The following is a 23,750-nucleotide window of genomic DNA, read 5'->3' as shown; positions in this document are numbered from 1 at the left end:
AACCTAGGCCTTCGCCATGACTCCGGAAACCGTAAYGAGCATCGCCACCCAGGCGATGAAGATGACCCTGATGCTGTCGGCGCCGCTGCTGCTGGTGGCACTGGTGGCTGGCCTGGTGGTGAGCCTGTTCCAGGCCGCCACGCAGATCAACGAAATGACGCTGTCCTTCATCCCCAAGCTGCTGGCCCTGTTCGCCACCATGGTGCTGGCCGGCCCGTGGATGATCAATACCTTCGTCGACTACATGCGCGAAGTCTTCCAGGGCATTCCCGCCCTGGTGCACTGAAGCGCCGTCGCGCTCGCCCGCCTCGCGCCCGCCAGCCGTGCTGTCCGTCACCTCCGCCCAGCTTTATGCCTGGATCGCGGCCTTCCTGTGGCCGCTGTTCCGCCTGCTGGCACTGATCGGCACCGCGCCGCTGTTCAGCGAATCCACCATTCCGCGTCGTGCCAAGGTTGGCCTGGCGGCCTTGATCGCAATGGTGATCTCGCCCACCATCGACAAGCTGCCGCTGGCGCCGGTGTATTCCTTCGAAGGCTTCCTGATCATCCTCAATGAGGTAGGGATCGGCCTGGCGGTGGGCTTCACCATGCGGCTCGCGTTCGCCACCGTGCAGTTCGCCGGCGAAACCATCGGCCTGCAGATGGGCCTGTCGTTCGCGTCCTTCTACGACCGCTCTTCCGGTGGGCAGACCATGGTGCTGGCCCGCTTCCTCAACGTGGTCGCCATGCTGATGTTCCTGGCCATGGACGGCCACCTGATGCTGCTGGCCACCGTGGCCGACAGCTTTGCCGCACTGCCGATCTCGCCGCAGCCGCTCTCCGGAGCCGGCTGGTCCGCGGTGGCGGCGGCCGGCGCCAGTGTGTTTTCCTCGGGGCTGCTGCTGGCGCTGCCGCTGATCGCCGCGCTGCTCACGCTCAACCTGGCGATGGGCATCCTCAACCGCGCGTCGCCGCAGTTGTCGGTGTTCGCGGTCGGCTTCCCGGTCACGCTGGCCGGCGGCTTCCTGATGATGACGCTGGTGATGCCGCAGATGAGTACGTATATGGCGCGGCTGGTCGAGGACAGCCTCGCCACCGTTGGCACGCTGCTGGGGCAGCTGGGGCAGTGAGGCTTGCCCTCGTTCAGCGCTCCCGGGGTGCCGTAGCTATTGATAGTTGACCAGCACGGTGGCGGCACCAATGATGCGGCCCACCGTGACCGAAGCGCCGGTCTGGAGATAGGCCGCCCTCATCGGGATCGAATACGATCCCCCGGTAGTCTTGTCGTAAGCGCCCACCGGCGTCGACGCCCCGAATGTCACCGGCGTGCCGGCATCGTCCGTCAGCCTGATGTTGATCCCGCTCGCGGTGGAACCCGGGCGCGCGGGCAGCGCGCCGGGGGCATTGGCGACCATGCCGCCGACCGGATCAAGCGTATAGCCGATCCGGTTGTAGCCGGGCGGGCAGTTATTCAGCCGCACGGTGAAACCGATCTCGCCGGTCGAACTGCCGACGCCCGTCAGCCCTCCCCTCTGCGCCGGCGGCAGGCTGACGCTCTGGTTGGGCGTCTGGCAAGTGAGGGCGATGGGCTTGATGGTGCCCCCGAGCCTGATCTTGGCATAGTTGGCGCCCGAGGCGTCATAGCAGGAATCACCGAAGCCCGGGTTGACACTAGCGCAGAGGTTCAGGAACGTCGAGGCACCTCCCGCAAGACTGCCAGCACCCATCGCGCCCGAGGTGCGTACCAGTTGCACTTCCACGGGCTGGGAAATCGTCGGCGGGGATTGCATGCCGCTGAGCAGAGGAGACCCGTTGACCACGAAACGGACGCCAACGCCCGCTACACCTGTGCGGGTAACCGGGCCCGGCTGGATATTCTGACCATCCCAGACCCATATCGATGCCACGGGAGAAGGACAGGTGGGCGCACCGCAAAGCTGCTGCGGCGAGAAACTGGTACGTGCCAGCACCGTCCCCTCGCCCGAGCTGGCCGGAAGGGCCATGTCCGATCCGAATGCCGTCATCTCGGTGTGTGCTGCCAGGGCGTGCGCCGGTGACAGCAACATGGCGGCAAAGGCAACCACGATCGTGTACGCCAATGGGCCGCTCCGCCTGTGCCCTCGCCTATCGAATTGCATTGTCGGGATCCCCTGTTAATTGGCTCGTGCCTCTCCACGAGCGATGAATGCCGCCAGTATCGGGAAATAATCAGATGCAATATATGGGACAAGTACCAAATTCATTGRGGCATCGCACTCATGATCCGGTATGTGATTCAGGACCCGCAGGGCGGCGGCATCCTGGCCGGATACGCCGCTTGATGGCCCTATCCCGATCGGCTCGCCCCCCCGGTATGCCGCCTGTACTCCGACCAGGTCGGCGCGCCGATGGCCCGGATCGTGCCCCCGACCCACCCCGCTGACATAGAAGCGTCATCGCTGCGCAATATCCCCTCCCTATAGTCCGGCTCGCCACCAACAGGGAGATAACAATGGGCACTTGCAAGAGAAATCACCATGTGCGCCTCGGCATGGGCGCCATCCTGGCCGTGCTGGCCACCGCCGCGGTGCTGCACGGTTGCGGCAGCGACGGCAACGATGCAGCCCCCGCGCCGGCCACCCCCGCCGCACCGGTCACGCCGGCAGGCGACGCCGCCAGCGCCAGCGCCAATATCCAGGCTGCCTGGGTCGAGATCGGCGACAGCAACCAGGCCATCGCCCGCGTGATCACCGGCTACGTGGCGCCGGCCGCCGCCGCCGGCAGCGCGCTGCCCTCCAATACCCTGTGCCCGCTGCTGACAGTCGACGGCGTGCAGCAACGCATGGCGCTGCGCGCAGGCAGCGGCACCATGGCGCTGCGCACCACCGCCAGCGCCGCCGCCGATTCCAAGCCCTCGGATTTCCCCGTCTCGGTGTGCGAAACGACCCTGCCGGCCAACGCCGCTGCCGCCAGCGTCGCCGGCCAGACCCTGCCGCTGCCCAAGGCCAATCCCCAGCGCGTGCTGGTGCTGGCCGATACCGGCTGCCGCCTGAAGAAAGCCGACAACGCCTACCAGCCCTGCAGCGACGCCGCCGCCTGGCCGTTCGCCACGCTCGCCGCCACCGCTGCCGCCATGAACCCGGACCTGGTGCTGCATATCGGCGACTACCACTACCGCGAAAACGCATGTCCGCCGGATATCGCCGGCTGCCAGGGCACGCCGTGGGGCTATGGCTGGGACACCTGGCAGGCCGACCTGTTCAAGCCCGCCGCCGCCCTGATGGCCAAGGCGCCGTGGGTGATGGTGCGCGGCAATCATGAAGAGTGCGCGCGCGCCGGCCAGGGCTGGTTCCGCTTCCTCGACCCGCGCCCGTACGCCGACGCCCGCTCGTGCAACGATCCGGCCAACGACGGCAACGCCAACTATTCCGAGCCCTACACGGTGGCGCTCGGCACCGGCTCCCAGGTCATCGTGTTCGACTCGGCCAAGGCCGGCAAGGCCGCGCTGCCCACCAACGACCCGCAGTTCATTGCCTACCAGAAGCAGTTCCAGACGGTGGGCTGGCTGGCCGGCAAGCCGGGCATGGTCAATACCATGTTCACCAACCATCATCCGGTGCTGGGCTTCGCCCCGGTGGCCGGCAGCGCGCCCGCGCCGGGCAACCTGGCGCTGCAGTCGGTGATGAGCAACCTGAACGCCCAGGCCTACTACCCGCCGGGCATCCAGGTCGCGCTGCACGGCCACGTGCATGACTTCCAGGCCATCAGCTTCGCCTCCAGCCACCCGGCCACCATCGTATCCGGCAACGGCGGCGACAACCTGGACGTGGCGCTGCCCGACCCGCTGACGCCGGGCGCCGTGCCCGCGCCGGGCACCGTCATCGACAAGATCACCCATCACAGCACCTTCGGCTTCCTGATGATGGAGCGCAGCCCGGCGCCCGCCACCGGCTGGACCTTCAAGGCCTACAGCGTGGCCGGCAAGCTGATGGCCTCCTGCGCGCAGACCGGCACCACGCTGGCCTGCGACAAGACGGGCTTCCTGACGCCGTGATGGCAGCGTTCCCCGCTGCCTGCGCAGCCTGGCTCGCAGGGTGGCGCGCGGCAAGCCTCCGCATGGCGCCGGCGGCGGCGCGGATTGCCGCCCGCTTTGCCGTACTTTGCGCCGTGCATTGCGCCGTCCTGGCCGCCGGCCTCTGCGCCAGCGCGCCAGCGCCGGCCGCCTCATTGGCCCCTCCGGCCCCAGCGGCCCCGCCGGCCCCGCCGGCCCTTCCAGCCACCGTGGCCACTACCGTGCTGACGCCGGGCGCGCCGCCCGCCACCGTGGTGGATACCATCGGCAACGGCACGCCCAAGGTCTCCGCCAAGGTCGACCCCACCGCCGCCGTCTTCCGCCCCGACCCGGCGCTCGCCGCGCTGGGCAAGCGCATCTTCTTCGACACGCGCCTGTCCGAGCCGCGCGGCATGTCCTGCGCCGGCTGCCACGACCCCGCGCGTGCGTTCGCGCCCACGCTCTCGCCCGCCGCGCTGGCCGGGCCGCACGTGCCGCAGGGCAGCCGGCCCGGGCACTTCAGCCTGCGCAACGCGCCCTCGCTGCTGTACGTGCGCTATATCCCGCGCCGGCATTTCTACCAGGACGACGACGCGCCATATGCCTCGCCGTTCGGCGGCCTGTTCGCCGACGGCCGTGCCGATACCCTGGCCGAGCAGGTGCGCGGCCCGCTGCTCGATCCCGGCGAGATGAATAACGGCAGCCCGGCCAGCCTGCTGCGCAAGGTAAAGGGCACGGAGCTGGCGCCCGCGCTGGCCGCGCGCTTCGGCGCGGCGGCGCAGCGCGATCCCGGGCAGATGATGGTGGCGCTGGGCCGCGCGCTGGAGGCCTATCTGCAAAGCGACGAGATGGCACCCTTCAGTTCGCGCTTCGACGACTACCTGCGCCGGCGCACGCCGCTGTCGCCGCAGGAAACGCGCGGCCTGGCGCTGTTCAAGAATCCCGACAAGGGCAACTGCATGAGCTGCCACACGCTGGCGGACACCGCCAGCCGGCCCGAGCGCTCCCTGTTTACGGACTTCGGCTACGACGCCATCGCCGTGCCGCGCAACCGGGCCCTGCCCGCCAACCGAGACCCCGGGCATTTCGACAACGGCCTGTGCGACACCGCGCGCCGCCTGCGCTGGCCGGAACCGGAACAATGGTGCGGCTACCTGCGCACCCCCGGCCTGCGCAACGTGGCGGTGCGCCAGAGCTTCATGCACAACGGGGTGTTCACCACGTTGCGCGATGCGGTCGCGTTCTACAACACGCGCTCGACCGATCCGGGCAAGTGGTACCGCGGCGGCAAGCCATTCGACGACGTGCCCGCCGCCTACCGCGGCAATATCAATATCAACTCGATGCCGATGAACCTGCGCGCGGGAAGCACGCCCGCGCTGACCGAAGCGGAGATCGACGACATCACCGTCTTCCTGCGCACGCTGACGGATGCGCCCTATGTCAACGCGATGCCGGCGAATGCGATGCCGGTGGCCAACGGACGCTGAGTGCGCGGCCCGCCCCGGGGCTCACAGCGACGCGCACACGCCATCGGGCTCGAAGCCGCGGAAGGTCTGCTGTGTCGGGTCGGGCGTGGTCACGATCTCGCCCGACGGTGCGCGCAACAGGCGCAGGACCTGTGCGGCGCAATTCCTGGTCTGCGCGTTGCGCTGGTAGCGCAACTCGTACTGCCAGCCCGGCAGCGGCACGAAGGACACGCCGATCGCGCAGCGGTACGGCTCGTCGCCCGCCGCCGAGGTCGCCGCGGCCGTCAGGTAGATGCGGTGGCTCGCCACCAGCCAGCGTTCGCGCGTGCGGCCGGCGGGCTCCGGCGAGATGCCCCACATGCCCAGATCCGCCTCCTTGCCCATCGCCGTGGCCTGGAGCCCGGTGGCCGCAAGCAGCGCCGGCTTGGGCGGCTTGGGACATTTGCCGGCGTCCACCACGCTGAAGGTCGTGTTGTCGTCGGTATTGGTCACCAGTCGCACGCGCGAGGCTGGCGTACCGGTCTCGACCCGGTAGCGGGTCACGCAGCCGGCCAGCACCACGGCCAGCGCCAGACCCAGGACAAGCGTGGATTTGCGGACGATCGGCATGGGGATGCGGATGAATGGGCAGTCTGCAAAGCATACGCGCCTTGCCGGTCGCCGCGCCGCCGGGCAAAACCCGGAGCGGGCGCCGCCGCCCGACCGCACACGACGATGCCCGGGGCCGGCGCGGCTTTGCCCCCGCATTGACTTGAACCTGGTTCGGGCTTACGCTCGCCTGAGCCTCCGGCGCGCGCGGCGCGCTGCGCCGGGACACAAGAACAAAACAATAAGAACAATACAAAGACAGAGACAAAATCCTCGTGAGCACCCCCGCGCCATCCCGCCTTTCCGAACTTCGCCCGGTCCTGCCGATCCTCCTCGGCGCCTCCGTCATGCTGAGCCTGGCCATGGGCCTGCGGCAGAGCCTGGGCATCTTCATGCCACCGCTGACCAAGGGCATCGGCATCTCGGTGTCCGATTTCACGGCCGCCATCGCGGTGCAGAACCTGGCCTGGGGCCTGCTGCAGCCCATCGCGGGCGCGTGGGCCGCGCGCACGGGCTTCCGGCCGCTGATGATGGCCGGCTCGCTGCTCTACGTGCTCGGGCTGGTCATGCTGGCTACCGCGCAAGGCATTGTCGGCGTCACGCTCGGCGCGGGCGTGGCCATCGGCGCCTCGATGGCCTGCACCGGCAGCGCCATCGCCATGGCGGTCTCGGCGCGGCCGGTGCCGGCCGCGCTGCGCAGCACGGTGCTCGGCATCGTGTCTGGCGCCGGTTCGCTGGGCGCACTGGTGGCGGCACCGATCGGGCAGGTGGTGGCGCAATCCCATGGCTGGCGCGTGGGGCTGGCGGCCTTCGTGGTGCTCGCCCTGGTAATGCTGCCGGCGGCGTGGTTCGCCGGGCGCGTCGACCGGATGCCGCTGCCCACGCCGCCCGGCGGCGTGCAGCAGAATGCGCGCGAGGCGCTTGGCACCGCGCTGCACCATACGCCGTTCCTGGTCATGGGCGCGGCCTATTTCGTGTGCGGCATGCAGTTGGTCTTCCTCACCACGCACCTGCCTTCCTACCTGGACATCTGCGGCATGGACCCCATGCTCAGCGCCAAGGCGCTGGGCGTGATCGGCGGTTTCAACGTGCTGGGCAGCCTGTTCTTCGGCTGGGCCGGCGGGCGCGTCAACAAGCTGCTGCTGCTCGGCGGCATCTACACCATCCGCTCGCTCGCGCTGACCTGGTACTTCACCTCGCCGCCCACGCCAGGCAGTACGCTGGTCTTCGCCGCCGTGATGGGCTTCCTGTGGCTGGGCGTGGCGCCGCTGGTGGCAGGCTGGATCGCCGAGACCTTCGGCCTGCGCTGGCAGGCCATGCTGGGCGGCGTAGCCTTCTTCAGCCACCAGATCGGCAGCTTCGTGGGGGCCTTCGGCGGCGGGCTGGTCTATGACAGGCTGGGGTCCTACACCCTGGCCTGGCAGATCGGCGTGGCACTGGGGCTGGCCGCCGGGCTGGTACAGATCACCTTTGCGGTCGTCACGCGGCCGCGCCCGCCGCAGATGGCGGCGACATAACGGCGCCCGGAAGCCCCGCCTGCGCTGAACGAAAAGGAGGAGTCATCAATGGCCCTGACGCTGCACTACCATCCCCTGTCTTCGTTCTGCCACAAGGTGCTGATCGCGCTCTACGAGAACGCCACCCCTTTCACCGGCCGCATTGTCGACCTTGGCGACCCCGCCGACCGTGCCGCCTTCGCGGCGCTGTGGCCGCTCGGCAAGTTCCCGGTGCTGCGCGACGACACGCGCGGGCTGACCGTGCCGGAAAGCACCACCATCATCGAATATCTGGATCGCCATTACCCGGGTGCCCGGCCGCTGCTGCCCGCCGCCGAGGACGCGCAACGCGAAGCGCGCCTGTGGGACCGCCTCTTCGATCTCTACGTGCACCTGCAGATGCAGAAGATCGTCAACGACCGCCTGCGGCCCGAGGCCGAGCGCGACCCGCGCGGCGTGGCGGACGCGCGGGCCACCCTGCGCACGGCCTACGATCTGGTCGACAAGCACATGGCGGACCACACCTGGGCCGCCGGGCAAGACTTCACGCTGGCCGACTGCGCGGCCACGCCGGCGCTGTTCTACGCGGGCATCGCGATGCCGTTCACCGATACGCACCCGCACCTCGCCGCCTATTTCGAGCGGCTGTTGAGCCGGCCGAGCGTGCAGCGCGTCCTTGCCGAAGCGCGCCCCTACTTCCATCTGTTCCCGCTGGCGGACAAGATGCCGGCCCGCTTCACCAGCAACACGCCGCCGCCCGCCTGAGCTGCCCCGGACATACGCTGCGACATGACCAAGGCAGGCCGAAGGGCTGGCTGGCGCTGCGCGCCCCGCCCCGCGATGGCCGCCTGCCGCGTCGCAAAAAATACCTCTGGCGACCAGCCCGCCGGTATTTTTTTCAACGCCGGGATTGGGCCGCATTGCCCGCCGTCCTCCGCGTTTTGAAGCGCAGCGCCGCTGCGTAAGATTGCGATGTACCTGTCGAAACGCAAACGCGGCACGGCACGCATCGCTGCAGTCCCGCGGGCCATGCAACCCGTTGCAATGTCACCCGGCAATCCATTGCGCAATGCTGTCCGGCACGGCGCCGTGCCGCACGGGAGGACAAGCTGCACTGCGCTCCCGGCGCCGCGCCGGCATCGGCAGTACGTTCCGGTGCTTTTGTTCATGCTTCTGTGGTCCTGAATCGCCCTGCGCCCGTTCCCGCTGCGCAGGGCKATTTTTTTATCCTGCCGGCGCGGCGCACCCCCCCGCCTTCCGCCATGAACGCACCCAATGCCAGCAGGCGCATGCCGCACTTTTTGCCAAGGCGATCGAACGCCACCGGCATGGCGCGCGATTGACCCAAGTGCGCCGTCGGCCTCCTCCGGGCGGCGAAGTGCCCCGGAGATATCGCATCGGGGCTGGGAACGCGCCGGTCACCCCGGCCGGCTGTCCGGCGGCAAGGGCACGCTTGACGCCCCCCGATGGCCGGAAGGTCAATTGGCAGCCGCAGCCGAAGCATTAACGGGAAATCCAGAAAAAACAGGACGTTAGGAATGAAAACCTGCGCGAGGAGCGCGACCGCCTGCTTCCGGGAGCGGCAATTATTCGATTACAGAACAGGAAAACCGCGCCCTCGACAGACTGATGAAAGCAAAATCAGGCAAAATTCGATCCTTACTGCCGGTTTGCGATCCAGGCGGCAGCGTTTCCCTACTATTTCTGACCTTGAGGTAAGCAATGAGTACCCAGCAACCCACCATCATCTACACGCTGACCGACGAAGCCCCGCTGCTGGCGACCAGTGCCTTCCTGCCCATCATCCGCACTTTCACCGCGCCGGCAGGTATCAACGTCACGACCAGCGATATCTCGGTGGCTGGGCGCATCCTGGGCGAATTCCCCGAATTCCTGACCGAAGAGCAACGCGTGCCGGACAACCTGGCCGAGCTGGGTCGCCTGACGCTGCTGCCGGACACCAATATCATCAAGCTGCCGAACATCAGCGCCTCGGTGCACCAGCTGGGCAGCGCGATCAAGGAACTCCAGGCCAAGGGCTACAAGGTGCCCGACTACCCGGAAGACCCGAAGACCGACGAAGAAAAGGCCATCCGCCAGCGCTATTCCAAATGCCTGGGCAGCGCCGTGAACCCGGTCCTGCGCGAAGGCAACTCGGACCGCCGCGCTCCCGCCGCCGTGAAGAACTACGCGCGCAAGAACCCGCACAGCATGGGCGAGTGGAGCATGGCCTCGCGCACCCATGTGGCGCACATGAAGCACGGTGACTTCTACCACGGCGAAAAGTCCATGACCCTGGACCGCGCACGCGACGTGAAGATGGAGCTGGTCACCAAGAGCGGCAAGACCATCGTGCTCAAGCCCAAGGTTTCGCTGCTGGACGGCGAGATCATCGACAGCATGTTCATGAGCAAGAAGGCGCTGTGCGACTTCTATGAAGAGCAGTTCGAAGATGCGCGCACGACCGGCGTGATGCTGTCGCTGCACGTCAAGGCCACCATGATGAAGGTCTCGCACCCCATCGTGTTCGGCCACGCCGTGAAGATCTTCTACAAGGAAGCCTTCGCCAAGCACGGCGCGCTGTTCGACGAACTGGGCGTGAACGTCAACAACGGCCTGGTCAACCTGTACGAGAAGCTCGAAACGCTGCCCAGCTCCAAGCGCGAAGAAATCATCCGCGACATGCACGCCTGCCACGAGCACCGCCCCGAGCTGGCGATGGTGGATTCGGCCAAGGGCATCTCCAACCTGCACGCGCCCAACGACGTGATCGTGGACGCCTCGATGCCGGCCATGATCCGTATCGGCGGCAAGATGTGGGGTGCCGACGGCCGTCCGAAGGACACCAAGGCCGTGATCCCGGAAAGCACGTTCGCGCGCATCTACCAGGAGATCATCAACTTCTGCAAGACCAACGGCAACTTCGACCCGACCACCATGGGCACGGTGCCGAACGTCGGCCTGATGGCCCAGAAGGCCGAGGAATACGGCTCGCACGACAAGACCTTCGAGATCACGGAAGACGGCGTGGCCAACATTGTCGACCTGGCCACCGGTGAAGTGCTGCTGACGCAAAACGTCGAAGAAGGCGATATCTGGCGCATGTGCCAGGTCAAGGACGCGCCGATCCGCGACTGGGTCAAGCTGGCCGTTGCCCGCGCGCGCAACTCGGGCATGCCGGCCGTGTTCTGGCTGGACCCGTACCGTCCGCACGAAGCCGAGCTGATCAAGAAGGTCGAGACCTACCTGAAGGACTACGACACCAAGGGCCTGGACATCCAGATCATGTCGCAGGTACGCGCCATGCGCTACACGCTGGAGCGCGTGATCCGCGGCCTGGACACCATCTCGGTGACCGGCAACATCCTGCGCGACTACCTGACCGACCTGTTCCCCATCATGGAACTGGGCACCAGCGCCAAGATGCTGTCGATCRTCCCGCTGATGGCCGGCGGCGGCATGTACGAAACCGGTGCGGGCGGCTCGGCTCCCAAGCACGTCAAGCAACTGGTGGAAGAGAACCACCTGCGCTGGGACTCGCTGGGTGAGTTCCTCGCGCTGGCCGTGTCGCTGGAAGACCTGGGCATCAAGACCGGCAACGCTCGCGCCAAGATCCTGGCCACGACGCTGGATGCCGCCACCGGCAAGCTGCTCGACAACAACAAGAGCCCGTCGCCCAAGACCGGCCAGCTCGACAACCGTGGCAGCCAGTTCTACCTGGCCATGTACTGGGCCCAGGAACTCGCGGCACAGACGGGCGACGCGGCACTGGCCGAGCAGTTCAAGGCGCTGGCCAAGAAGCTGACCGACAACGAGAAGACCATCGTCGGCGAGCTGTCGGACGTGCAGGGCAAGCCGGCGGACATCGGCGGCTACTACTGGCCCGACTTCGCAAAGCTGGAAAGCGTGATGCGCCCGAGCAAGACGCTGAATGCCGCGCTGGATGCAGTGCAGGCCTAAGGCGAACAAGCCGCCCCGCCAGTCGGGGCGGCACCCGCGCTCATGCTGTCCGGGCGTTGCCTGATCCAGCGCTGCCTGTCCGGGCGCGTCCCCGCCGGCTCCCTGCCGGCGGGCAATTCCTGCAGTATCGAGGCGGCCGCGATGTGCTTCCCATGACACGCGCCGCCCACTCCCCGAACGCCAGTTCCGGGGAACGCCGCAGACAGCCTGCCTGCGCTGCTGCCGGCATCCGGCTTTGCGCCGGCCAGCCCGTCAATCCCACAGACATCGGAACGCCGCAGCGACGATCACCGGCATGGAGAGCACCAGCGGAATCGCGAACATCGGCACTTCCCGGTCGACGTAGTGCGTGTAGATGAGCCAGGCGATACCCAGTATCAGGGTGAGCAGGCCGACGAGCACCGCGAGCACGTTCAGCATCCGCTCGGAAGGGCGTCTTGGTGTCCGCCGTTCTTTGGTAATAGGCGCGTTCATGTCACCTCCGAAGCAAGTCGTGACGGGCTTCCGGTTTACCTAGTCTAGTCCAGCGCCGCGCCGGCTTGCATGCCGATTGTCCGGCCGGCAGGCCAGGCATGTACCGTCCGGGACACCGCGGGGAACGGCCGGCCATCGCGTGGAAACGATGATGCCGCCAGGCCGCACGGAGGGTTCTGGAAGCGGCCTCGCCCTGCTTCAGCGCGGCAGTGCCGGGAGCTGCTGCGGCGCGTTGCCCGGCAATGGCGATTGCGCCACGTTCAGGACCGCCGCCAGCATGCTGTAATAGCCGTTGATCGCAATCAGGTCGATGACGCCGCGCTCGCCGAACTTGTCCTTGACGCGCGCATAGGTCGGGTCGCTCACGCTCTTGTTGCGGATCAGCTCGTCGATGAAGTCGTAGACGATCTCCTCCTCGGCGCTCATGCCCGCCGGCCTGCGCCCCTCGGCGATGGCCTGCGCGACCGCCGGTGCGACACCGGCCTTCAGCGCAAGCTTCTGGTGCGCGTACCACTCGTACTGGTTGCCCCAGTCACGCGCCGTCAGGAGGATCACGAACTCGCTCAGGCGCGGCTCGAAGGCGCTCTCGTAGCGCAGGTACGAGCCCATGCGCTGCAGCCGGTTCAGCAGCTCGGGGCTGCGCATCAGCGGCACCCACGGACCCGCGCCGATATTGCGCGGCGCGCCGCCCGCGGGCGCGCCTTCGGACAGCAGTTCGATCGATTTCTTCTGTGCGTCGGTCRGCTTGTCGGCCGGGATCGGTGGCATGCGGTCGTCGGCGGCAATGGCGTTGCCGACCAGCGCGGCGAGCACCGCGGTCATGAATACGCGTTGGATTGTCATTTCTGTTCGGGTAAGGAAAGCCGGATAGGGAAAGCGGATGCGACTCGAGGCCGGCGACGCGCCGGCCGGCCGAGGCTGGAAAATAGCATCGAACGGCGCGGGATGCACCGCTTTCACGAGGGAGGCCCGGGCCGGCCCCCTTTTGCGGCGGCGGTTCCGCGGGCAAAGTACAATTCCTGCGTTTTTCCCGCCGCGCGCCCGCTAGCGGTGACGCTGGTCCACGCCCCGCAGCGGGCACGACGGATCGACGCGGCACGCCCGGCACTGACCATGGACCGCAAAATGTACTGGAACGATTTCGAACAAAACTACCAGGTGGAACAGACCGTCTTCGACCTGACTCGCCAGTCGCTGGCATTGATCGCCCAGTCGGCGCTGGGCGACGAGCCGGTCCATTGCTTTGCGTTCAACGTGGGCGCGGCAGATGGCTCCGTCCTGCTCAGCCTGTCTACCCAGGCGGATCGCCGCGAACAGAAGCTGTATCCGCCCGACTGGGACTACGAATTGGTGGAGAGCGACGTGCCCGAGATCGCCGCGCTCTGGAGAGCCGGGTACGCGGCGGTGGAGACCGCCTATGTGCAGCAGGTGGAAGACTTCGGCGACGACTACGACGCGCTCGACGCCTTCGAAGAGGGCTTCCTGCAAAGCCTGCGCCGCGTGATGGTGCGCCTCGAACAAAGCCATGCGTTCGCGGCCATCGGCGCGGACGACGGGCTCTGGACGCTGGTCACCCAGATCGACGCGGACACCGATGAAGAGGAGCGCCTGCTCGAAGCCGTCCGGCGCGACGATACCTTCCCGGGCCGCGCATGAACAAAGCGGCATTGTTGATTCTCGCATCGGCGTTCCATGCAGCCGCGCACGCTGCCGGGGACGTACAGGCCGGCAAGGCCGTGTTCGCTTCGAAATGCGCGTCCTGCCACAGCGTGGGACCCTCCGCGCGCGCTGCGTTCGGCCCGCAGCTCAATGCCATCTTTGGCAGGGTGGCCGGCGCCACCAGCGACTACAAGTATTCCGCGCAGATGAAGCAGTCGGGCATCGTATGGTCTCAACAGACACTGGCGGCGTTCATCGAAGCGCCCGGCAAGGTCGTGCCGGGCACCAGGATGCGTTTCTGGGGCATCAGCGACAAGCAGCAAATCGAGAACCTGCTGGCCTATTTGCATTCGTACCAGTAGCGGCACGGCTCGCTAGCGGGTCGCCGCGAACGAGCGCAATTGATCGATGTCCAGAATCTCGATCGCGCCTCGCGTGCGGCGCAGAAAGCCCTGCTCCTCGAAATCCTTGAGAATCTGGTTCACGGTCTGCCGGGATATCGAGAGCATCGAGCCGAGCTGTTCCTGCTGCACGCTGATCACGCGCTTGCTGCTGCCGCTGCGCTCGCCGTAGCCGCTGGCGATGGCCAGCAGGCGGCGGGCCAGCCTGACCGCCACGGGCAGCAACACCGACCCTTCGATGGCTTCGAATGCCAGGCGAAGCTTCTGCGTCAGCAAGAGCCCGAACGCCCGCCAGTGCGAAGGGTTCTGCTCGAGGAATTCAATCAGGTCATGCTGGTGCAAGTGGAGGAGGAGCACGTCGCTCTCCACCCAGGCATCGTGGGTGCGCGGCAGTTCGTCGAACAGGCTGGCTTCGCCGAACCACTGCGGTGTCTCGGCAATCGCCAGCAGCGCCTGCCTGCCGTCCGCCGACGAGCTTGTCATCCGGATTGCGCCCTTCACGACGAAATAGAGCCCGTCGGATACGTCTCCAGGCGCAAAGAGCCGCTGGCCCGCCGCCAGGGTCCTGACCCTCGCGGCTTGCGCAATCCATGCCTGCAGCGCCGGCGCAAGACCGGCAAACCAGGCACTGGATTTCAGGGCAGGCAGGCGGTCCTGAGCGGTGAATGGCTTAGACACAGCGTCAATCGTGGACTTATGTCGGGAAGACGACATTGTAATCGGCCGTTCGCTGCAAAGATCTTCCCCTGGAGCCCGGTGGTGTAGATGAATACCCTCGTATGCGGGGCGCTGCACTTGACCGACCCGGCTCCGACGCTGGCCTGCGTGGACTGACCAGTCCCCACCGTCATGACAACCACCTCGTCAACAGGAACGAGCCAATGGCTATCGCGACCTCCCCCGATCTGTACAAGCGTGACCTGCCGACCGCGTTCCGCGCGATCCGCAAGCTGCTCGCGAACGGAGACGACACCACACAGGTGTTTCTCATCATGCGCGCCCTCAACGGGCCGGCGGCGCCAAGGAATTTCTCCCGGCTCATGAAGACCCCGGCCGGGCGGCGGCTGGCCTATCTGCGCGTGGAGCTGGCGGAGCGCCTCTCCGACCCGGCATTCGTCGCAAGCTTCGCGCCGGGCACGCTCGGCGCAGCCTATCGCTCGTTCCTCGAGGAGACCGGATACAGCGCCGCCGACCTCGCCAAGATCTCGAACCTCAACCGCGAGCCGCTGGTCGAAGACCCCTACGCCTGGTTCGGCAGACGAACGCGCGACATCCACGACATCTGGCACGTACTGACAGGCTACAGCGCGGACGAGACCCTGGGCGAAGCGGCGCTGGTTGCGTTCAGCTACGCGCAGACCGGCGGTCTCGGCTGGGGCTTCATCGCGGTCTCCGCCACCTTGCACAGCCTGCGCCTTACCCGCAGCACCGCCTTTGCCCGCGCCGTGATCGAGGGCTACCGGCATGGCCGCAAGGCAAAGTGGCTGCTGGGCGAGGACTACGAGACCCTGCTGCACGAACCGCTCGATGCGGCGCGCGCCCGGCTGGGCATCGCCAGGCCCGACAGGTACCTGGCGTCAAGTCCCACGGGAAAATGGGAGCGGTAGGACGCAAGCCACGCGCGCCGGACGATGCCGCGGCATACGGGAGGAATTGCGACGGTGATTGCGACAGCGATTGCGATCATGCCGCCGCGGCATGATCATCGTTGCACTTCCACCCGCCCGTCCGCCCGGACGCGCAGCACGGCCGGCGACACCAGACGTCGTGGTGACGCGACGCCACGCAGAGCGCCTCTTCGAACCGGCAGCGATTGCCGCCTGTGCTGCCTGTACTAACCTTCCCGCCCCGCCGCCTCCCCCACCAGCGCCTCGATCAGCCCCGCCACCGGCGCCCGCTTGAGCGCCGTCTGCCGCACCAGCACGCCGATCTCCCGGAAGATCGGCTCGCCCGGCAACGGGATCTCCACCACGTTGCGGGTCTGCCTGAGCGGCACCAGCTCGGCGGGGATGATGGCCCAGCCCAGGCCCTCGCTGACCATCTGCAGGATGACCGCGGGTTCGTCCAGCTCCATGCCGCCTTCGACCCAGAGCCGGTGCCGGCGCAGGTAGCGGTCCACCAGCTGGCCGCCCATGGAGTGGCGGTTGTAGCGGATGAAGGGCAAGGCGGCCAGCGCGGCCTTGAGTTCGCGCGGGGCGCCCTTGGGGACGATGCCGACGAAGCGCTCGCGCATCAGGTGGACCCATTTGAGTTCAGGCGGGATGCCCAGGCGCGGCTTGATCAGGACGGCGATATCTAGCTCGCGGGCGTCCACCTGCGTGAGCAGCTGGGTGGACATGCCGGGGATGATGTTGACATGGGTCTTTGGAAATCCCTCGCGAAAGCGCTTCATCGCCTTGGGCAGCAGCGTGGCCTGCACCGTGGAGACCGCGCCGAGATCCAGCGGCGTGGTGTCGGAGGCGGACTGCGCGCGGCCTTTCATCGATGCATAGAGTTCGATGAAGCGCCGGGCTTCCGGCAGCAGCTTGCGGCCCTCCTCGCTGAGTGTGACGGATTTGCCGGCACGGTCGAACAGGGTGCAGCCAAGGTCTTCCTCGAGCCGGCGGATCTGTGTGCTGACGGCCGACTGGGTCAGGCCCAGCCGCGCCCCGGCAGCGGAGAAGGAGGCCGTCTCCGCGGCGACGAGGAAGGTCTGGAAGTAGCGGATCATATATCTTAATTTTTGATGCTTAGCGCGTAAAACATTCGTTTCATATTACGAGTTCTGCTGATTACAATCAACGCACCAGCGCCGCCGCGGTTTTTCCTGCGCGCGGCTGAGTCCGACAATCCCTCCCCCAAGAGAGCCCTCCCATGAGCGCCACCCCGCTTTTCCACCTGGCTTTTCCCGTCAATGACCTGGAAGAGGCGCGCCGTTTCTACGGCGGCCTGCTCGGCTGCCCCGAAGGCCGCAGCTCCGACGCCTGGATCGATTTCAATTTCTACGGCCACCAGGTGGTGGCGCACCTGGCGCCCGAGGAATGCGGCCATCGCGCCACCAGCGCGGTGGATGGCGACGACGTGCCGGTACGGCACTTCGGCGCGATCCTGCCGATGGAAGAATGGGAAGCGCTGGCCGGCAGGCTGCGCGCGGCCAATACGCGCTTTGTGATCGAGCCGCATGTGCGCTTCAAGGGCCAGGTGGGCGAGCAGGCCACCATGTTCTTCCTCGACCCGTCGGGCAATGCCCTGGAGTTCAAGGCCTTCGGCGATCTGAGCCAGGTTTTTGCCAAGTAAGCACGCAGCCATTTTTCACGCCCCTCACTACGGATTCAAAGATGACCGATTTCGTGATCCAGCCCGCCGAGCAGGCGAGCGTCGCCGTGGCCGGCAGCAACGCCCGCTTTCCCATCCGCCGCGTGTTCTGCGTGGGCCGCAACTACGCGGCGCATGCGCGCGAGTTCGGCAATGACCCGGACCGCGATCCGCCCTTCTTCTTCACCAAGCCGGCCGATGCCGTGGTGCCGGCCGAAGGCACGGTGGCCTATCCCCCGCTGACCGAAAACCTCCACCACGAGATCGAGATGGTGGTGGCGATCGGCAAGGGCGGCGCCAACGTCACGCCCGAACAGGCGCTGGACCTGGTGTGGGGCTACGGCGTGGGCGTGGACATGACGCGCCGCGACCTGCAGGACGTGGCCAAGAAGATGAGCCGGCCGTGGGACTGGTCGAAGAGCTTCGATGCTTCCGGCCCGTGCGGCCCGCTGCACCCGGTGGCCGGCGTCGGGCATCCCGCCAAGGGACGCATCTGGCTGGCGGTCAATGGCGAGACCCGCCAGGACGGCGACCTGAACGAGCTGATCTGGCCGGTGGCCGACGTGATTGCCTATGTCTCGCAAAGTGTGACCCTGGCTCCCGGCGACCTGATCTTCACCGGTACGCCGGCCGGCGTGGGCGAACTGCGTCCTGGCGACTCGGTGACCGCGGGTATCGAAGGCATCGGCGAGATCGCGTTCACGGTCGGCAAGCGCTAGTACCGGACCACGGCAGGAACCAAGGCGGGCCCCGATACACAAGTGGGCCCGCCTTTGCTTTGTGGGCTTATACTTGCCCAACCTTGTACGACAACCTATAGACCAAGGTGGCACGCTGCCCGGCGAGGACAAGACAGGAGACAAAGCCCATGCGCGAAAACCGGATTCGAAAAATGTGGGCGGCCGACCAGGCCGTCGTCAATGGCTGGCTCTCCATTCCCAGCAGCTTCGCGGCCGAGACCATGGCCCACCAGGGCTGGGACTCCCTCACCGTCGACCTGCAGCACGGCGCGCTCGACTATCGCGATGCGCTGGCGCTGTTCACCGCCGTCTCGACCACCGACACCGTGCCCGTGGCGCGCGTGCCCTGGAACGAACCCGGCATCCTGATGAAGGTGCTGGATGCAGGCGCGTATGGCGTGATCTGCCCCATGATCAACACGCGCGAGGATGCGCAGCGCTTCGTGGCCGCCACGCACTACCCGCCGCAGGGGTCGCGCAGCTTCGGCCCCATCCGCGGGCTGCTCTACGGCGGCGCCGACTATCCGGAGCGCGCCAACGAGACCATCGTCACCTTCGCCATGATCGAAACCCGGCAAGGCCTGGACAACCTCGACGAGATCCTCTCCGTGCCGGGACTGGACGCGGTCTACATCGGCCCGTCCGACCTGTCGCTCGCGCTTGGCTGCCGGCCCACCTTCGACGATGTCGACCAGCCGGTGGCGGACGCGATCGCGCACGTGGTGGCGCGCGCCAAGGCGCACGGCGTGGTCGCCGGCATCCACAACGGCGCGCCGGAGGCGGCATTGCGCCGCATCGAGCAGGGCTTCCGCTTTGTCACGGTGGGCTCGGATGCCCGCCTGATGGCAGCCGGGGCCAGGCAGGTGGTGACGCAGATGCGGGCCGGCAAGGCGCCGGCAGGCGGCACGTCGCACGGCTATTGAGCAGAGCGCCGGCCGCTTGCGTCGGCTCGCACCGGCAACGGCGTGCCTCGCTCATTCCATACGTCTATTACGTCGAATACGTCGAATACGTCTAATACGTCTAATACGTCTCGAGATGAAGCCGCCCTTCCCGCTTCAGGTCGGCGCCCACCGTCTCCCATGACAGCCCGGCCTGCTGCGCGACGTCGCGCAGGGCCAGCACCACGCCTTCCTCCATGCTCTTGAGCCCGCACACGTAGAAATACGTGTTCGCGTCCGCCAGCAGCGCGGCCAGGTCGGCGGCGCGCTCCCGCATGGCGTCCTGCACATAGCGCTTGGGCTGGCCGGGCGTGCGCGAGAACACCATGTTGATGTCGATGAAATCCTTCGGCAGGTTCTGCAGCGGGCCGAAGTAAGGCAGTTCTTCGCGCGTGCGCGCGCCGAAGAACAGCATCAGCTTGCCGCCCTCGAACTTGCCCGACTTGCGCAGCCGGCGGCGCCATTCGGTCATCGCGCGCATCGGCGCGCTGCCCGTGCCCGTGCAGATCATGACGATATTCGAGCGCGGGTGGTTGGGCATCAGGAAGCTGCTGCCGAACGGCCCGATCACCTCCACCTTGTCGCCCACCTGCAGGTCGCACATATAGTTCGACGCCACGCCGCGCACCGGATTGCCCTGGTGGTCTTCGAGCACGCGCTTGATGGTCAGCGAGATATTGTTGTAGCCGGGCCGCTCGCCGTTGCGCGCGCTGGCCAGCGAATACTGGCGCGCGTGGTGCGCACGGCCGCTGGCATCCACGCCGGGCGGCACGATGCCGATGGACTGGCCTTCGAGCACCGGGAACGGCGCCGTGCCGAAGTCCAGCACGATGTGGTGCGTGTCGTAGTCGCGGCCCACCCCGGTGACGCGTACGTTCCCGGTCACGGTGGCCGTGACGGTCCTGGCGGCCTTGGCGCCATACAGGTTGGTGTAGGCATGCGCGGCCGACCACGGCGGCACGGTGGCGCCGAACTGCGCGCTGTCGAAGGCGTCTTCGCCGCTGGCGGCGGCGGGCAGCGACACGGCCACGGGTTCGGCCGGCATCTGCGCACCGGCGGCCACGCCGGCCGCGGACAATTGCTCGGGCGTGAGTTCGGCCGGCAGCTCGTCCCAGCCGAGTTGTTCGCCGACGCCGTAGGCCTTGGCGCGCGGCATGGTGCGCCAGTTGTCGATCGAGCCAGTGGGACACGGCGAGATGCAGGCCATGCAACCGTTGCACTTATCCGCATCGACCACATAGTTGCGCGAGTCGTGGGTGATGGCCGCAACCGGGCAGGTAGCCTCGCAGGTATTGCAGCGGATGCAGATCTCGGGGTCGATCAGGTGCTGCCTGATGACTTGGATGTCGGACATGTCCATGGCGATCTCCGGGTGATGCGACCCCTGTAGCCAGGGCCTTCCCCTTTCCTTTCGATGACAGGCGCCATGCGGGCGCCTGTCGTGGGTACCGCTCGTGCGCGCGGGCGATGCTTCGCTCAGTTGAAACGCACGTATTCGAAGTCCACCGGCTGGCGGTTGATGCCCATCACCGGCGGCGCGATCCAGTTGGCGAACTTGCCCGGTTCGACCACGCGGCCCATCAGGCTGGCCACGAAGAGCCGGTCGGCTTCGCTCGGCAGCCAGTGGTCCACGTTGGCCTTCCATTCCGCCTCGGAAATCACCCGGCCGTCCGGCGAGATCTTCACGCCCGAGAGCGCGCCGATATTGCGGTGGAACGCCTTGTGCGGCACCTTCAGGCGGAACGGGATCGCGGCCTTCTCGATGACCTTGTTCCAGCGCTCCACGCCGCCCACGCTGTCCTTGATGTAGTCGTCGCGCAGCACTTCGTTGAGCGCGTTGAGCATCGGCACTTCCTTCTCCACGAGCTGGCCGCCCACGGCCTGCAGCACCTTGTAGCTCTGGCCCTTGAGCACGTGGTCGTCGGTGCGCTTGCCTTCTTCGTAGCGGCCCTTGAGGCCGGTGCTGTAGAAGGTGGCGGCGTTGCTGGACTCGTCCGCGCCGAACAGGTCGATGGTGACGCTGTAGTGGAAGTTCAGGTAGCGCTGCAGCGTGGGCAGGTCGATCACGCCGGCCGCGCGCAGGCGGGCCGGGTCGTYGGTCTTCAGTTCGTTCATGACCTGGCAGGTGCGCTGGATCACGCGCGACACGCCGCTCTCGCCCACGAACATGTGGTGCGCTTCCTCGGTCAGCATGAACTTGGTGGTGCGTGCCAGCGGATCGAACGAGCTCTCCGCCAGCGCGCACAGCTGGAACTTGCCGTCGCGGTCGGTGAAGTAGGTGAACATGAAGAAGGACAGCCAGTCAGGCGTTTCCTCGTTGAACGCCTGCAGGATGCGCGGGTTGTCCTGCTGGCCGCTGCGGCGCTCCAGCAGTGCCTCGCCTTCCTCGCGGCCATCGCGGCCGAAGTACTTGTGCAGCAGGTAGACCATGGCCCACAGGTGGCGGCCTTCTTCCACGTTGACCTGGAACAGGTTGCGCAGGTCGTACATGCTCGGCGCGGTCAGGCCGAGATGGCGCTGCTGCTCCACCGAGGCGGGCTCGGTATCGCCCTGGGTGACGATGATGCGGCGCAGGTTGGCGCGGTATTCGCCGGGCACGTCCTGCCAGGCATCCTCGCCCTTGTGGTCGCCGAAATGGATCTTGCGGTTGGCCTCGGCGGGATTGAGGAAGATGCCCCAGCGGTAGTCCGGCATCTTCACGTGGCCGAAGTGGGCCCAGCCCTGCGGGTCCACGCTGATGGCCGTGCGCAGGTAGATGTCGAAATTCTGCGAGCCGTCCGGGCCCATGTCGTTCCACCAGCTCAGGTAGTTCGGCTGCCATTGCTCCAGCGCGCGCTGCAGGGTGCGGTCTTCGCTGAGGTTGACGTTGTTGGGGATCTTTTCGCTGTAGTTGATGCCGGACATCATGGTCTCCGTGGCTGGCTGTGCATTGGCATTGGTGGAGCAGGGGCGGTGTCGGTCGCGGCGCCCCCACCGGGAAACGCGCCGCGACGCGGGGGCGTGAGGTCTAGACGCGGTTCCAGTCGAATGCCGCCTTGTCGCCCTTGCCGTAGACCTTGAGCGCACCCTTCTCGCCGACAGCGTTGGGGCGCTGGAAGATCCAGTTCTGCCAGGCAGTCAGCCGGCCGAAGATGCGGGTGAACATGTTCTCCGGGCCGTTGAAGCGCAGGTTGGCTTCCATGCCGGTGAGCGCGTCGGGCGACATGGCCGCGCGCTCTTCCAGCGCGATGCGCACTTCATCGGTCCAGTCGATGTCGTCCGGGTTGGCAGTGACCAGGCCCAGCGCATGGGCGGCGTCGGCGTCGAGCGCCTGGCCGGCGCGGGCGCGCACCGCTTCCAGCGCGGGCTGCTCGTCGTAGAAGCGGCGGCCCAGGCGGCTCTGGCCCGTCACCATCGGGTAGAGCCCGAAGTTGGTCTCGGCCACGGTGATCTTCGGCGCGCGGGCTTCATCGTCCGGCAGCGCGAGGTGGTAGCTGCGGTCGCAGGCCAGCGCAAGCTCGAGGAAGGTGCCGGCAAAGCACGAGCCCGGCTCGATCAGCGCGAACAGGCTGCGCGACGACACGTCCAGGCGCGACAGCGTGCGGCGCAGCAGGCCGATGGTCTCGCGCACCAGCCAGTGGTCTTTGTGCGCCAGCAGCGTGGCGTCCATCGCCAGCACGTTGGCGGCCTCGCCTTCGGTCTTGATCAGCCAGGTGCCGATGTCGAGCTCGTTGGTGCGCATCGACAGGATGGCGTCTTCCAGTTCGCGCCCCAGTTGCAGCGGATACCAGGCGGCGCCGGCTTCGGCGATGGCGCCGAGCGTCTGCGGCTGGGTGGCCGACGGCGCCTTCACGGTAAAGGTAGCCTTGCGGCCCGCGCGGTCGATCTCCACCGTGACGTGGGTGTAGCGCAGGGCGTCGGCTTCCACGGTGCATTCGACCGGGGTCAGCGCCACGCCGCGGCCGTCGGCCGGCCGGTCGCTCTGCGCCGCCAGCGCCAGCGCGCGCTCCTGGACCTTCTGCGCGAACACCGCGGGCTTGGCGATATCGTCCACCAGGCGCCAGTCCTTGGCGCGCTGGCCGCGCACGCCCTCGGTGGTGGTGCAGAAGATATCGGCCAGGTCGTGGCGCACGTGACGCTTGTCGGTCACGCGGGTCAGGCCGCCGGTGCCCGGCAACACGCCCAGCAGCGGCACTTCGGGCAGGCTCACGGCGGAGGAGCGGTCGTCGACCAGGATGATCTCGTCGCAGGCCAGGGCCAGCTCGTAGCCGCCGCCGGCGCAGGCGCCGTTGACCGCGGCGAGGAATTTCAGGCCGCTATGCGTCGAGGAATCTTCCAGGCCGTTGCGGGTTTCGTTGGTGAACTTGCAGAAGTTCACCTTCCAGGCGTGGCTGCTCACGCCCAGCATGAAGATGTTGGCGCCGGAACAGAACACCTTGTCCTTGCCGCTGGTGACCACCACGGTGCGCACTTCGGGATGCTCGAAGCGGATGCGGTTGACCGCGTCGTTCAGTTCGATGTCGACGCCGAGGTCGTAGCTGTTGAGCTTGAGCTTGTAGCCCGGGCGCAGGCCGGCATTCTCGTCAATGTCCACCGCCAGCGTGGCAACGGGGCCGTCGAACGTCAGCTTCAGGTGCTTGTATTGGGACGGGTCGGTCTGGTAGTCGACGCGGGGGGCGGTAGTCATGCTGTGTCTCCTCAGCGATGAAGCACGATAGTGCATTGATCGGAATCCAGTGC

At 67.1% G+C, this 23,750-nt stretch carries 22 protein-coding genes; 13 read left to right on the top strand and 9 right to left on the bottom strand.

Translation table 11 applies throughout. The annotated features are described in order from the left end of the window. Positions 1 to 16 precede the first annotated feature (16 nt). Positions 17 to 286 (top strand): flagellar biosynthesis protein FliQ, encoded by a 270-nt coding sequence (gene fliQ, locus AC1DK4_RS09770; RefSeq protein ID WP_477131498.1) that lies wholly within the window; start codon positions 17 to 19, stop codon positions 284 to 286. Positions 287 to 323: 37 nt separating this feature from the next. Further along, complete coding sequence (fliR, locus tag AC1DK4_RS09765; RefSeq protein WP_441613923.1) at positions 324 to 1,109, top strand: flagellar biosynthetic protein FliR; 786 nt, start codon at positions 324 to 326, stop codon at positions 1,107 to 1,109. 36 nt (positions 1,110 to 1,145) lie between these two features. On the opposite strand, the gene AC1DK4_RS09760 is transcribed toward fliR, so the two are convergent. Then, positions 1,146 to 2,078 (bottom strand): fimbrial protein, encoded by a 933-nt coding sequence (locus tag AC1DK4_RS09760; protein ID WP_441613922.1) that lies wholly within the window; start codon positions 2,076 to 2,078, stop codon positions 1,146 to 1,148. Positions 2,079 to 2,470: 392 nt separating this feature from the next. Here AC1DK4_RS09760 and AC1DK4_RS09755 point away from each other — a divergent pair, with 392 nt between their 5' ends. Together AC1DK4_RS09755 and AC1DK4_RS09750 are read left to right on the top strand one after the other, a co-directional pair. Then, on the top strand, positions 2,471 to 4,012 hold the full coding sequence (locus AC1DK4_RS09755) for a metallophosphoesterase (RefSeq protein WP_441613921.1): 1,542 nt from the start codon (positions 2,471 to 2,473) through the stop codon (positions 4,010 to 4,012). A 62-nt stretch (positions 4,013 to 4,074) separates the two neighbouring features. Beyond that, positions 4,075 to 5,499: a cytochrome-c peroxidase gene (locus AC1DK4_RS09750; protein WP_441649802.1), complete on the top strand. Its 1,425-nt coding sequence runs from the start codon at positions 4,075 to 4,077 to the stop codon at positions 5,497 to 5,499. Between the two features lie 21 nt (positions 5,500 to 5,520). Here the strand turns inward: AC1DK4_RS09750 and AC1DK4_RS09745 are convergent, their stop codons facing one another. Then, entirely contained in the window at positions 5,521 to 6,087 is a 567-nt protein-coding gene (locus AC1DK4_RS09745; protein ID WP_441613920.1) for a hypothetical protein, read from the bottom strand. Between the two features lie 254 nt (positions 6,088 to 6,341). On the opposite strand from AC1DK4_RS09745, the gene AC1DK4_RS09740 reads away from it, so the two are divergent. The 3 genes from AC1DK4_RS09740 to AC1DK4_RS09730 all read left to right on the top strand — a co-directional run bounded on the left by AC1DK4_RS09740 (position 6,342) and on the right by AC1DK4_RS09730 (position 11,522). Continuing rightward, positions 6,342 to 7,583, top strand: coding sequence for an MFS transporter (locus AC1DK4_RS09740; RefSeq protein ID WP_441649801.1), 1,242 nt, complete (start codon positions 6,342 to 6,344; stop codon positions 7,581 to 7,583). Between the two features lie 48 nt (positions 7,584 to 7,631). After that, a complete protein-coding gene (locus tag AC1DK4_RS09735) occupies positions 7,632 to 8,327 on the top strand; it encodes a glutathione S-transferase family protein (RefSeq protein WP_441649800.1) in 696 nt (231 codons plus the stop codon). 957 nt (positions 8,328 to 9,284) lie between these two features. Further along, positions 9,285 to 11,522, top strand: a complete 2,238-nt coding sequence (locus AC1DK4_RS09730; protein ID WP_477131497.1) for an NADP-dependent isocitrate dehydrogenase — start codon at positions 9,285 to 9,287, stop codon at positions 11,520 to 11,522. A gap of 252 nt (positions 11,523 to 11,774) precedes the next feature. Here the strand turns inward: AC1DK4_RS09730 and AC1DK4_RS09725 are convergent, their stop codons facing one another. Next, on the bottom strand, positions 11,775 to 11,996 hold the full coding sequence (locus AC1DK4_RS09725) for a hypothetical protein (protein WP_441613916.1): 222 nt from the start codon (positions 11,994 to 11,996) through the stop codon (positions 11,775 to 11,777). A gap of 198 nt (positions 11,997 to 12,194) precedes the next feature. Further along, on the bottom strand, positions 12,195 to 12,839 hold the full coding sequence (locus AC1DK4_RS09720) for a carboxymuconolactone decarboxylase family protein (RefSeq protein WP_477131496.1): 645 nt from the start codon (positions 12,837 to 12,839) through the stop codon (positions 12,195 to 12,197). A 270-nt stretch (positions 12,840 to 13,109) separates the two neighbouring features. Between AC1DK4_RS09720 and AC1DK4_RS09715 the strand changes: the two genes are divergently transcribed. Both AC1DK4_RS09715 and AC1DK4_RS09710 read left to right on the top strand, forming a co-directional pair. Beyond that, a complete protein-coding gene (locus tag AC1DK4_RS09715; RefSeq protein WP_441613914.1) occupies positions 13,110 to 13,652 on the top strand; it encodes a hypothetical protein in 543 nt (180 codons plus the stop codon). Next, positions 13,649 to 14,017, top strand: a complete 369-nt coding sequence (locus AC1DK4_RS09710; RefSeq protein WP_441613913.1) for a c-type cytochrome — start codon at positions 13,649 to 13,651, stop codon at positions 14,015 to 14,017. The genes AC1DK4_RS09715 and AC1DK4_RS09710 overlap by 4 nt, the downstream gene beginning before the upstream one ends. A gap of 12 nt (positions 14,018 to 14,029) precedes the next feature. On the opposite strand, the gene AC1DK4_RS09705 is transcribed toward AC1DK4_RS09710, so the two are convergent. After that, positions 14,030 to 14,734, bottom strand: a complete 705-nt coding sequence (locus AC1DK4_RS09705) for a Crp/Fnr family transcriptional regulator (protein ID WP_441649799.1) — start codon at positions 14,732 to 14,734, stop codon at positions 14,030 to 14,032. 203 nt (positions 14,735 to 14,937) lie between these two features. Here AC1DK4_RS09705 and AC1DK4_RS09700 point away from each other — a divergent pair, with 203 nt between their 5' ends. Beyond that, complete coding sequence (locus AC1DK4_RS09700; protein WP_441649798.1) at positions 14,938 to 15,663, top strand: Coq4 family protein; 726 nt, start codon at positions 14,938 to 14,940, stop codon at positions 15,661 to 15,663. 227 nt (positions 15,664 to 15,890) lie between these two features. Here the strand turns inward: AC1DK4_RS09700 and AC1DK4_RS09695 are convergent, their stop codons facing one another. Then, positions 15,891 to 16,766 carry a LysR family transcriptional regulator gene (locus AC1DK4_RS09695; RefSeq protein WP_441649797.1) on the bottom strand — a complete coding sequence of 292 codons (876 nt, stop codon included), beginning with the start codon at positions 16,764 to 16,766 and terminating at the stop codon, positions 15,891 to 15,893. Positions 16,767 to 16,909: 143 nt separating this feature from the next. On the opposite strand from AC1DK4_RS09695, the gene AC1DK4_RS09690 reads away from it, so the two are divergent. From AC1DK4_RS09690 to AC1DK4_RS09680, 3 genes are all read left to right on the top strand, one after another. Continuing rightward, the gene (locus AC1DK4_RS09690; RefSeq protein WP_441613909.1) at positions 16,910 to 17,332 is read left to right on the top strand and encodes a VOC family protein; all 423 of its coding nucleotides are present in this window, start codon (positions 16,910 to 16,912) and stop codon (positions 17,330 to 17,332) included. 41 nt (positions 17,333 to 17,373) lie between these two features. Further along, positions 17,374 to 18,069, top strand: coding sequence for a fumarylacetoacetate hydrolase family protein (locus AC1DK4_RS09685; RefSeq protein WP_441649796.1), 696 nt, complete (start codon positions 17,374 to 17,376; stop codon positions 18,067 to 18,069). A gap of 149 nt (positions 18,070 to 18,218) precedes the next feature. Further along, positions 18,219 to 19,013: an HpcH/HpaI aldolase family protein gene (locus AC1DK4_RS09680; RefSeq protein WP_441613907.1), complete on the top strand. Its 795-nt coding sequence runs from the start codon at positions 18,219 to 18,221 to the stop codon at positions 19,011 to 19,013. Between the two features lie 100 nt (positions 19,014 to 19,113). Here AC1DK4_RS09680 and boxA read toward each other — a convergent pair whose 3' ends face one another. The 3 genes from boxA to boxC form a co-directional block, all read right to left on the bottom strand. After that, a complete protein-coding gene (boxA, locus tag AC1DK4_RS09675; RefSeq protein ID WP_441649795.1) occupies positions 19,114 to 20,391 on the bottom strand; it encodes a benzoyl-CoA 2,3-epoxidase subunit BoxA in 1,278 nt (425 codons plus the stop codon). A 116-nt stretch (positions 20,392 to 20,507) separates the two neighbouring features. Further along, positions 20,508 to 21,935 carry a benzoyl-CoA 2,3-epoxidase subunit BoxB gene (boxB, locus tag AC1DK4_RS09670; RefSeq protein WP_477131513.1) on the bottom strand — a complete coding sequence of 476 codons (1,428 nt, stop codon included), beginning with the start codon at positions 21,933 to 21,935 and terminating at the stop codon, positions 20,508 to 20,510. 103 nt (positions 21,936 to 22,038) lie between these two features. After that, positions 22,039 to 23,697 carry a 2,3-epoxybenzoyl-CoA dihydrolase gene (gene boxC / locus AC1DK4_RS09665; protein ID WP_441649794.1) on the bottom strand — a complete coding sequence of 553 codons (1,659 nt, stop codon included), beginning with the start codon at positions 23,695 to 23,697 and terminating at the stop codon, positions 22,039 to 22,041. Positions 23,698 to 23,750 lie beyond the last annotated feature (53 nt).

This window comes from Cupriavidus sp. 05N38 (assembly GCF_056397345.1).
The sequence above is the reverse complement of the archived record's forward strand: the minus strand, read 5'-3'. Positions and strand labels throughout refer to the sequence as shown.

Coding starts and splice junctions, on each gene's coding strand:
- AC1DK4_RS09750 (WP_441649802.1), top strand. CDS start 4,075: ATGGCGCCGGCGGCGGCGCGGATTGCCGCCCGCTTTGCCGTACTTTGC.
- AC1DK4_RS09700 (WP_441649798.1), top strand. CDS start 14,938: ATGGCTATCGCGACCTCCCCCGATCTGTACAAGCGTGACCTGCCGACC.
- AC1DK4_RS09690 (WP_441613909.1), top strand. CDS start 16,910: ATGAGCGCCACCCCGCTTTTCCACCTGGCTTTTCCCGTCAATGACCTG.
- boxC (WP_441649794.1), bottom strand. CDS start 23,697: ATGACTACCGCCCCCCGCGTCGACTACCAGACCGACCCGTCCCAATAC.
- AC1DK4_RS09755 (WP_441613921.1), top strand. CDS start 2,471: ATGGGCACTTGCAAGAGAAATCACCATGTGCGCCTCGGCATGGGCGCC.
- AC1DK4_RS09725 (WP_441613916.1), bottom strand. CDS start 11,996: ATGAACGCGCCTATTACCAAAGAACGGCGGACACCAAGACGCCCTTCC.
- AC1DK4_RS09710 (WP_441613913.1), top strand. CDS start 13,649: ATGAACAAAGCGGCATTGTTGATTCTCGCATCGGCGTTCCATGCAGCC.
- AC1DK4_RS09685 (WP_441649796.1), top strand. CDS start 17,374: ATGACCGATTTCGTGATCCAGCCCGCCGAGCAGGCGAGCGTCGCCGTG.
- AC1DK4_RS09695 (WP_441649797.1), bottom strand. CDS start 16,766: ATGATCCGCTACTTCCAGACCTTCCTCGTCGCCGCGGAGACGGCCTCC.
- AC1DK4_RS09735 (WP_441649800.1), top strand. CDS start 7,632: ATGGCCCTGACGCTGCACTACCATCCCCTGTCTTCGTTCTGCCACAAG.
- boxA (WP_441649795.1), bottom strand. CDS start 20,391: ATGGACATGTCCGACATCCAAGTCATCAGGCAGCACCTGATCGACCCC.
- AC1DK4_RS09715 (WP_441613914.1), top strand. CDS start 13,110: ATGGACCGCAAAATGTACTGGAACGATTTCGAACAAAACTACCAGGTG.
- AC1DK4_RS09745 (WP_441613920.1), bottom strand. CDS start 6,087: ATGCCGATCGTCCGCAAATCCACGCTTGTCCTGGGTCTGGCGCTGGCC.
- AC1DK4_RS09680 (WP_441613907.1), top strand. CDS start 18,219: ATGCGCGAAAACCGGATTCGAAAAATGTGGGCGGCCGACCAGGCCGTC.